We start from the raw sequence: 3,683 nt of genomic DNA, 5'->3' as shown, positions 1-3,683 counted from the left end.
GCGCCGGGGAGGAAGCTGAGCCTCCTCGCTGCGCTGCGGGGTCTAAAGCTTCTCTATTTCCCGCAGGAGTCGAGCGACCTCCGCTCCATTTCACTTCGTTTTTAAACATTTTTCAAAAAACAAACACGAACTATAATATAATTATTTTGCATTATAGTTCGTGTTTGTTGTTGGTTTAAATACTTATGTCCCAGCCTCTTAACGGCAAAACATGATTCTCATTTAAAAAGATAGAGAATTGCTAGAAAACATATAGGACTTATAATGATAACGAATGCTAAAAATGAGTCCCATTGCCATCATATTCGTCATTAATGAGCTACCTCCATAACTAATAAATGGAAGGGGGATGCCTGTTATTGGTAACAACTGTATCGTCATCCCGATGTTTTCGAATACATGGAAGGTTATCATGCTAATCACTCCAACAGTAATATAAATACTGTAAGGATCAGCTGTTTTTAATGCTGTTCTCACAAGGTGATAAATTAAGAAAAAATAAAGAATGATAACAATACTGCCACCAATAAAACCGTATTCTTCTCCGATAATGGTGAAAATAAAATCTGTATGTCTTTCGGGGATATATACTTCCTCATTTCCTAATCCTTTTCCGCTAATTAGGCCAGAACCTATTGCCATTAGGGATTTAACTAACTGCAATCCTGCATCCCCCGCATTATGGGGATCAAGCCAAGAGCTAATACGATCGAATTGATAGGGATCGACTCCCAAATATTTTTCTAACAGTTCTCGTCCAAAGATAGCTAAGTAGAAAACGATAGAACCAAAGGCGGCGGCTGATCCATATAACGGAATAAGAATTTTCCATGAAATTCCTGATACTAGCATCATGCCAATTAAGATTGCCATTAGCACGAGGGCGGTACCAAAGTCCTGTACAATGACTAAACCAATAGGTATTCCAGCCACAATTCCAAGCTTACACATTAAAATAAAGTCAGTTAAGAGCGACTTATAAATAGTTTTCTTATGATGATTCGTTATAACTTTTGCGATTGCTAAAATATAAAAAATCTTCATATATTCAGATGGTTGAATACTACCAATGTGAGGAATGACATACCAGCTTTGGGCTCCACCCCTTTTAGGAGTAAAATCGGTTACTGGGGCAAATAAAAGACCGATTAGTAATAATGCTCCTATCCCATAAAGAATCCACGTTATTTGTTGAATCTGTTCATTATCAAAATACATAATAATAGCAATGACAATAGAACCAATTGCATACCACATAATTTGTGATTGTAAGTAGGAAGCGTTTGCGCTGTATATAGCAATACAGCTAACTAAACAAAATAACATAAGCAAAAGACATAATGTCCAATCGAAACGTTCGGAAAATCCTTTTTTCGTTCTCATTCTAGCAAACCCCTAGTTCAAATTTCTTATATTTATATAGACGGAAGAGAAGGTGAATTTGTTTCCTTATTTTTCATAATCCAGTGAAAATATTGGTTTGTATCTAAAGCTGAGGTAATTATTACAAGTATATGGTCAGAGGCAGAATCAGTATGATCTAAAAAAACAATTTATAATCCAAACCAAATATATGCCCAAAGTGTAAAATAAATTACCAAACGCAAAAAAAGACTGTCCAAGTTAGACAGCCTTTCTTTCACATTAAATGAGCTAGAAAAATTTGGGCGATTCCGAAGTAAATAAATAACGAAAAGATATCATTAAGAGTCGTAATTAACGGACCTGATGCAACGGCAGGGTCAATATTTAATTTATAAAGAATAATAGGAATAATGGTACCTGATAATGTTCCGATTATAAGTGTACAAATTAATGAAAGGCCAACAACTAAGCCAAGCATCAGATCGCTTTGCCAAACATAGGCAATAATCGTAATAATAACGCCACAAGTAATCCCGATAATCAAGCCAACCAATAATTCTCTAAATATCAACTTTGTTACAACTGTTTTATTTATCGTATTAGAAATAAGTCCACGTACAACAACTGCTAATGATTGTGTTCCTGTATTACCAGTCATCCCTGAAATCATAGGCATGAAAAAGGATAGAGCCACTACTTTAGTCAGAACATCTTCATAATTGCTTATAATGCTTCCAGATACGACGCCAATAAATAAAAGTAAGATTAACCAGGGGAGTCTACGATAGGCTGCTACAGATGCTTTTGTATCAAAATCAATCGATTTCCCTGAGGCAGATAGTTTTTCGATATCTTCATTTGCTTCTTGGAAAACGACGTCAATCATATCATCGACGGTTACAATTCCCATCAAAATATTATCATCATTCACAACTGGAATGGCTAAGAAATCGTATTTTTGTATGGTTTGTGCCACTTCTTCTTGGTCTTGGTCCACTGTAACACTAATGACCCGTTCATACATAATGTCACGAATTTTATCCTGTGGTTCAGCAATCAAAAGGTCACGATAGGAAACAACACCAACCAATTTTCTATTTTGATCAATCACGTATAGATAGCTTAATGTTTCTGCGAAATCTGCAAATGATTTTAGCTTATCAACAGCTTCACGAGTAGTGTAATAATCGCGAATCCAAACAAAACGGTTTGTCATGAGACGTCCAGCAGTTTCGTCAGGATAGTTCATTAAGTTTTGTACAATTATAGACTCTTCTTTTTTCATTTCAGAAAGAAGCTCTTTAATTCTATCTGGTGCTAGTTCATTTAAAAGGGAAGCTAGATCATCATTATCCATTAAATCTAGGACTTTCCCGGTCTTGTCCATTCCTAATGTGTTTAGAACCTCAAGTTGTTCTTCTTTATCTAATTCTTCTAAGAGATGGGCTAATAAGTCGACTTTCAGAAAAAGCAAAAAACGAGCCCTATGCTTTTCGGGGAGGCTCTCATAAATTTGAGCTATATCATATGGTTGTAGCTCATCAACGATGAATTCAAATTCAGATTTATTATTGTCTTTTAGCGTCTGAATGATGTGAAGTGTGATTTGATTTTCTGTCATTTGGTGTATCATACTTCTCACTCTCCCTTCCGAGGTTTAAGGCAGTTATTCGACATATACCCTGTCTTATTATATGTAAATTAACGAAAGAATGAAATGGATAATTCTTTGCAAAAAAGGAGATCTTGAGAAAATTTTTGATAAAACACATAAAAAAACCTTGTTAAATATTCTGACAATAAACTTGAAAAGATTAGATTCTAAATTAAAATAGGGATATAACATGAATGACCGCAGGCAGCTGCCGCTATTGCGACTTTTTTTCGTATATCCTTAATAATTGGGTTAAGGGTCTCTACTAGAAACCGTAAATTTCTTGCTACGAAAAATATGCTTAACTAGCATATTTTTCGTAGTTTTTTTGTGTTTATTCCGAAATATAAACAAGCACAGGGGGATTGGAATGGGAAATATTTTAATTAGAAATGCACAAATAGTTACGATGAATCAAGCAGAAGATATTATTTTGGGAGATATTTATATAGAAGAGAATATCATAAAAGCTATCGGAAGAGATCTTCAAATAAATCATGTAGACAAAATTATCGATGCGACAAACAGAACGGTAATCCCTGGTTTTATTCAAACACATATTCATTTATGCCAAACATTGTTTCGCGGCAAAGGGGATGATTTAGAACTGATGGATTGGCTTAGGAAAAGAATTTGGCCACTTGAAGCCGCACATGACGAAGAG

Annotated in this window: 3 protein-coding genes and 1 riboswitch; of the genes, 1 reads left to right on the top strand and 2 read right to left on the bottom strand. The window is 35.1% G+C overall.

What is annotated here, in order from left to right; genetic code table 11:
- Positions 1–222: 222 nt before the first annotated feature.
- Both ADJ83_RS04215 and mgtE read right to left on the bottom strand, forming a co-directional pair.
- Positions 223–1,383, bottom strand: coding sequence for an FtsW/RodA/SpoVE family cell cycle protein (locus tag ADJ83_RS04215; protein WP_031536272.1), 1,161 nt, complete (start codon positions 1,381–1,383; stop codon positions 223–225).
- 256 nt (positions 1,384–1,639) lie between these two features.
- Positions 1,640–2,998, bottom strand: a complete 1,359-nt coding sequence (gene mgtE, locus ADJ83_RS04210) for a magnesium transporter (protein WP_031536273.1) — start codon at positions 2,996–2,998, stop codon at positions 1,640–1,642.
- A 231-nt stretch (positions 2,999–3,229) separates the two neighbouring features.
- A riboswitch (purine riboswitch) is annotated at positions 3,230–3,328 on the top strand.
- Between the two features lie 61 nt (positions 3,329–3,389).
- Here mgtE and ADJ83_RS04205 point away from each other — a divergent pair.
- Positions 3,390–3,683 (top strand): amidohydrolase family protein (locus ADJ83_RS04205; protein ID WP_048717081.1); only part of this gene is annotated, 294 nt, incomplete at its 3' end.

It is taken from the genome of Bacillus sp. 522_BSPC, from assembly GCF_001076885.1.
Classification (GTDB): Bacteria; Bacillota; Bacilli; order Bacillales; family Cytobacillaceae; genus Niallia; species Niallia hominis.
This window is presented reverse-complemented; position numbering and strand designations above follow the sequence as displayed.

Bases quoted from the DNA above. Each gene is read 5' to 3' on its own strand.
- ADJ83_RS04215 (WP_031536272.1), bottom strand. From the start codon at position 1,383: ATGAGAACGAAAAAAGGATTTTCCGAACGTTTCGATTGGACATTATGT.
- mgtE (WP_031536273.1), bottom strand. From the start codon at position 2,998: ATGATACACCAAATGACAGAAAATCAAATCACACTTCACATCATTCAG.